Source organism: uncultured Subdoligranulum sp. (genome assembly GCF_937890665.1).
This window is the reverse complement of sequence record NZ_CALADU010000234.1, coordinates 1-4,332: the sequence shown is the minus strand read 5'-3', so window position 1 is coordinate 4,332 and position 4,332 is coordinate 1. Positions and strand designations below refer to the sequence as shown.

Annotated in this window: 3 protein-coding genes; all 3 read left to right on the top strand. The window is 42.7% G+C overall.

Going from position 1 to position 4,332, the window contains the following annotated elements; all coding sequences use genetic code 11:
* Positions 1 to 636: HAMP domain-containing sensor histidine kinase (locus Q0526_RS13215; RefSeq protein ID WP_298734434.1), on the top strand; the 636-nt coding region annotated here is incomplete at its 5' end.
* A 141-nt stretch (positions 637 to 777) separates the two neighbouring features.
* Positions 778 to 1,443, top strand: coding sequence for an ABC transporter ATP-binding protein (locus Q0526_RS13210; RefSeq protein WP_298734431.1), 666 nt, complete (start codon positions 778 to 780; stop codon positions 1,441 to 1,443).
* Between the two features lie 15 nt (positions 1,444 to 1,458).
* Positions 1,459 to 3,969, top strand: coding sequence for an ABC transporter permease (locus Q0526_RS13205; RefSeq protein WP_298734429.1), 2,511 nt, complete (start codon positions 1,459 to 1,461; stop codon positions 3,967 to 3,969).
* Positions 3,970 to 4,332: the final 363 nt, after the last annotated feature.

Below are 4,332 nucleotides of genomic sequence, written 5' to 3'. Positions count from 1 at the left end.
CATCAGGTCAAGACCCCGATTGCGAACTTGAAAATGATTAACAGCACCCTGCTTGAAAATGAAGTCCCTGTGCAAAAGCAAAAAGAGTTTCTTACAGCACAGGCCAGCCAACTTGATAAACTGGATTTTCTCATGCAGATGATGATTAAAACCTCTCGTCTGGAAGCAGGTGTCATTTCTCTGGAAAAGAAAAGCCAGCCGCTTTATGACACGCTTGCCGCCGCATTGGGCGGTATTCTTCTGAACGCCGAGAAAAAACAGATCAATGTTCAAGTGGACTGCCCGGAGAACTTGGTCGTTTCCCATGACAGAAAATGGACAGGTGAAGCATTGTTCAATATTTTGGACAATGCGGTGAAATATACGCCGGAGGGCGGTCAAATCCGTGTTTCGGTTGAAAGTTGGGAAATGTATGTGAAAATCGACATTGCAGATACAGGCATTGGCATTTCAGAACAGCATCAGGGAGCAATTTTCAAGCGTTTCTATCGAGAGGACATCGTACATGATGTAGATGGAATTGGTATTGGTCTATATCTGGCTCGTGAGATCGTAACCTTGCAAGGCGGTTATATCCGAGTAACATCCGAGGTTGGGAGGGGTTCAACTTTTTCCGTCTTTCTGCCTCGACAATAAAATAAGTACGCTAAAAAACAAAATGTCACAGACCTATGACATTTGAGATTTAATTAAACAGAGGTATTTTGTTTCCCGTGACATTTCTGTGAGGTTTACCTTTTATGATAGAGCCATCAAAAAGAAAGGGTGGTGTTCTATATGAACATATTACAAACGACAGATTTGAAGAAATATTACGGCACCGAACCGAACATTACAAAAGCATTGGATGGCGTGACCCTATCCATTGAGGAAGGTGAATTTGTTGCCATTGTTGGTACTTCCGGCAGCGGTAAGTCTACTTTGCTGAACATGATGGGCGGGTTAGATACGCCAACTTCCGGCAGTATTAAAGTAAAAGGGAAAGAATTATCGAAACTCAAGGATGAACAGCTTACCATCTTCCGCAGACGTAACATCGGGTTTATCTTTCAGAATTACAATCTTGTTCCTGTGCTGAATGTCTATGAAAATATTGTCCTGCCGGTGGAGCTGGATGGTGATACCGTGGACAAGCAGTTTATGGATGAAGTCGTGAAAATGTTGGCTCTCGATGGGAAGCTGAACAGTATGCCTAACAATCTGTCCGGCGGCCAGCAGCAGCGTGTAGCGATTGCCCGCGCCCTTGTTTCCAAACCAGCTATTATACTTGCAGATGAACCGACAGGCAATTTGGATAGCCGGACAAGTAGTGATGTTCTTGGTTTGCTGAAAGTTACAAGTCAGAAGTTCCATCAAACGCTTGTAATGATTACCCATAACAATGAAATTGCCCAGCTTGCCGACCGAATTATCCGTATTGAGGACGGAAAAATCGCACAGTGACAGGGGGTGACATTGATGGATGATATTTTATTTGGGAACAATAATCAGGCAACAATCAATCGTCTTGCCAAAAGAAGCTACCGCGCTAATAAGCAGAGAAATGTTTTCGTTACCATCGCATTATTCTTGACCGCCTTTATGATTACATCTGTATTTAGTTTGGGGTGCAGTTATTTTGAAACCTATCAAATGCAGCAAATTCGTGCGATGGGCACGACTGCGGATGTGGCAATTACAAGTCTCTCAGAAGAACAATATGAAGAATTGAGCCGATCCAGCTTGGTATCCGTAGTTGGTGTCAGTCAGAGATTGGGCAGCATTGATACATCTGGAATGGACGATGCCCTGCTGAGTATTACTTGGATAGACGAAACAGAATGGCAAGAACACCGTGTACCAACAATTTCGGATATACACGGAGATTATCCGCAAGCAAAAAATGAAATTATGCTCCCTACATGGGCTTTGCGTGCAATGGGGATTGATGATCCACAGATAGGGATGAATATTTCCCTTTCCTATCAACTCGGAACAGATTATCAATATATCTCCGATGAATTTGTTTTGTCGGGCTATTATACAGATTATTCGGCTTCACGTGCAGGCAACCGTGGTGCCGCTTATGTTTCGGAGCTTTTTGCAACACAAACAGGGCTTCCCTTTGATAGTGTGTCTACCGCAATGATTTCTTTTTCTGATGACAGTAATGCCCTGCGATCCTGTGAAAAACTAAAACGGAAGATTTCGTTTACAGAAAGTCAGTCCTTTGAAATTGTACCTATTGCTCAGAGCAATTCCACCACCATTGTTCTTCCACTGGCTGCTATTATCGTCTTTATCATTATCAGCGGCTATTTGCTGATTTATAACATTCTGTATATCTCAATTTCAAGAGATACACAATTCTATGGACAGCTTAAAACGATAGGCACGACAAAAAGACAAATCAAGCGGATCGTGCGTTCTCAAATATTCAGAACGGCGGTGATCGGTATTCCCAGCGGCCTGATTGTCGGTGGTATTGTTTCGCTTGGACTTGTTCCGTTTGCCATGAATATGATGTACTCAAGCGATACAGACCTTGGGGAGATAGTGTCCTTTTCCCCCATTATTTTTGCGGGTGCCGCAATCTTCACATTTTTTACTGCAATCATCGGCAGCATGAAACCAGCGAAAATAGCTGCAAGTATTTCTCCTGTTGCGGCTTCACGCTATACGGAGGCAAATACAAGGAGTTACCGAGATCATAAGAGCCATAGAACAAAATTATCTCGGATGGCACGAGATAATATTTTTAGAAACCCTAAAAGCGCTTTCCTTACTTTTGCGTCCTTATTTTTAGGCTTAATATTGTTTTTGGTTTCTGCTGGTCTACTATCAAGCCTAAGTCCCGACAATTTTGTAAATCAATGGGGAGAAAGTGATTTCGCATTGACTTACAGCATTTCCGAAGAAGGAAACCTGCTCTCTGATGAAATGTTGCAGCAAATTGAAACAATGCAGGGAATTGAAAATCTGCGCGTCACTTATTCTGCTTCACCGTGGCCCACTATGGATGTCATTTACGACGAAAATGTATTCGGGAAATATATTGATTCCTTGGATGGCGTATCAGGTCTTGATTTTTCAAATGCGGAAACACGAAAAAACTATACAGATAATTTTTGGAGCGGCGTTTACGGAATAGATTCCAGATATATCGAAGAACTTAATAAAACGCTTGATAAGCCTATTGACTTAACCGCCTTTGAAAAGGGAGAGTTGGTGGTTTTGTCCGCTATGACGGATGATGAGGGAAACCTATTGATTCAGCCAGGGCAAGCAATCACCGTTGTCGGTGAGTCCGGGGAACAGGTCTTTACAGTGGCAACTGACTTTCTGGACGCTGATTTTCAGAGTGGTCGAGGAAATGAGAGAGGTACTGCCCCTGATTTGTATATCAGTGAGCAGGCAATAGAGAAGTTGTCTGGAGAAACCAAAATCTTTCGGATTGCTTTTGATACGATTGATAGCAGTTATGACAAAGGGATTATGGAGCAGCTTCAATCCATTACTGCTTCGTCACCGGGCATTACGATTCTGTCACGATATGAAAAGCAGCAAGAAATGGCCGGATATTTGCTGACCTCAAGGATTATAGCCGCAGGGTTGTCCGCTGTATTTTTGCTGATAGGAATTATGAATTTCATTAACACAATGGTTGTTAGTGTAAATACTCGGAAACATGAATTTGCAACACTTGAAAGTATAGGAATGACGAAAAAGCAAATTAGAAATGTATTGCTTTGGGAAGGCGGGTATTATTGGAGTATTTCTTTCCTACTGCTTGCCACACTGGGAACAGCGATATATATTCCAATATACTCAGCCTTTAGAAGAATGGTTCCTTATGCAGCTTTTCACTATCCTGTAATTTCTCTGTTGGTTGTCGCAGCTATTGTTTTGCTGGTCTGCTTGGCAACCCCCGTCATAACTTTCATGCAAAATGTTAAGCAAAGCGTTGTAGAGAGACTGCGGCAGAATTAAATATTTGCGATGAAAACCGGGAGATTATTCTCCCGGTTTTTCAAATCTCACAGGTTCGTGAGATTTCAGCCCATTATTCTGTCGAAACAGCGTGTGTCAGTGACATTTCTGTGAGGATTGCTTGTTAAGATAAGCGCAAAAGGAACAAGCTGCCGCACGACGGCAAAAGAAAAAAAGCCGTCGTACAGCAGCCTATCAACACGCCCATTTGAAACGGCGGCTTTGATTTTCAGAGCCGCCGTTTCTTTGCGATTGCACAAACCAATGACGACTTGCAGGGACACGGTAGCCGATTGGAGGTTAATTTACCGTGTCCCGTTTGCTTTTTCAAAGCTCACATGATCTACATCAGTTAAAAAAAGC